Here is a 1,212-nt window from a genome sequence, read left to right as displayed (position 1 = left end):
GTCGATCTGCCCGGTGTCGCGGAGGTGCTTCAGCTCCTTCAGCCGGGTATAGGGCGCGGCCTCGAACATCTCGCGGGTGAGCCCGATCCGGTCGAAGACCGCCTTGAGCTGGCGGGCGCCGCGCTCGGCATCCCAGGCGGTCTCGAACTTCGGCAGGTGCTTGCGGATCTTGGCGAAGCTCACCCGGTAGCTGCGGGTGTCGCCGCCCGACTCGCCGATCGTCAGCTCGCAGCCCGGGAAGGTCTTCGCCACGATCTCGGCGATCTCCCGGATGCGGTAGTTGCCGGCGTCGGAGCCGACGTTGAAGGCCTCGCCGGCGACCGCCTCCGGGTCGGCGTCGAGCACCTCGAGCATCGCCTGGCAGATGTCCTCGATGTGGACGATCGGCCGCCAGGGCGAGCCGTCGCTCGTCATCCGGATCTCGCCGATGGTGTGGGCGAAGCCGCAGAGGTTGTTGAGCACGATGTCGAAGCGCTGCCGCGGGCTGGCGCCGTAGGCGGTGGCGTTGCGCATGAAGGTCGGGATGAAGCGCTCGTCGCGGAGCTTGCGGACGTCGTTCTCCACCAGGATCTTGCACTTGGCATAGGCGGTCTGCGGCGCCAGCGCGCTCTCCTCGGTGCGCATCTCGTCGCCGCCCGCGCCGTAGGTCGAGCAGGAGGAGGCGTAGACGAATCGCCTGACGCCCGCCGCGCGCGCCTTTTCGGCCAGGGCCAGCGAGCCCTTGTGGTTGATCGCCATGGTGAGATCGGGGTCGTTCTCGCCGAGCGGGTCGTTCGAGAGTTCGGAGAGGTGCACCACCGCGTCGAACCCCTCGAGGTCCTCGACGGTGACCGAACGCAGGTCCTTGGAGACGACCTTGGGATGGGTGGCCCGGTCGTCGTAGAGCCAGCCGCGGCGGTAGAAGCCGGTATCGAGGCCCGTGACGTCATGCCCGGCCGCGATCAGCTTCGGACCCATGACTACGCCGATATAGCCGTCGGCACCGGTCAGCAGGACGCGCATGCTGAGCTCTTCCGGATCAGCCGCGGACCGCGGCCGCCGGGCGGCTGCGGTCCTTCCGGGGCGCCGCGAGCGGAACCGCTGCCGATACCGCGCCGATTCGCGCGCCGGGAATGATCTTCATCATGACGCGAAGCCTCCTCACTCGTTACTGTAATATTGCGGGACGCGGGGTAGCACAGGACGCCCGAGTCGTGCGAGAGAATATTCTCG

General features: G+C 68.1%; 1 protein-coding gene. It reads right to left on the bottom strand.

The genetic code is table 11. The features are described 5' to 3' along the window. A partial coding sequence (locus Q0112_RS04730; RefSeq protein ID WP_297972139.1) for an NAD(P)-dependent oxidoreductase occupies positions 1 to 1,002 on the bottom strand: 1,002 nt, incomplete at its 3' end. Between the last annotated feature and the right edge of the window lie 210 nt (positions 1,003 to 1,212).

Origin of the sequence: uncultured Amaricoccus sp. (assembly GCF_937858865.1) — a bacterium.
Classification (GTDB): Bacteria; Pseudomonadota; Alphaproteobacteria; order Rhodobacterales; family Rhodobacteraceae; genus Amaricoccus.
Note: the sequence above shows the minus strand (reverse complement) of the source record. Positions and strands in the feature narration are given on the sequence as shown.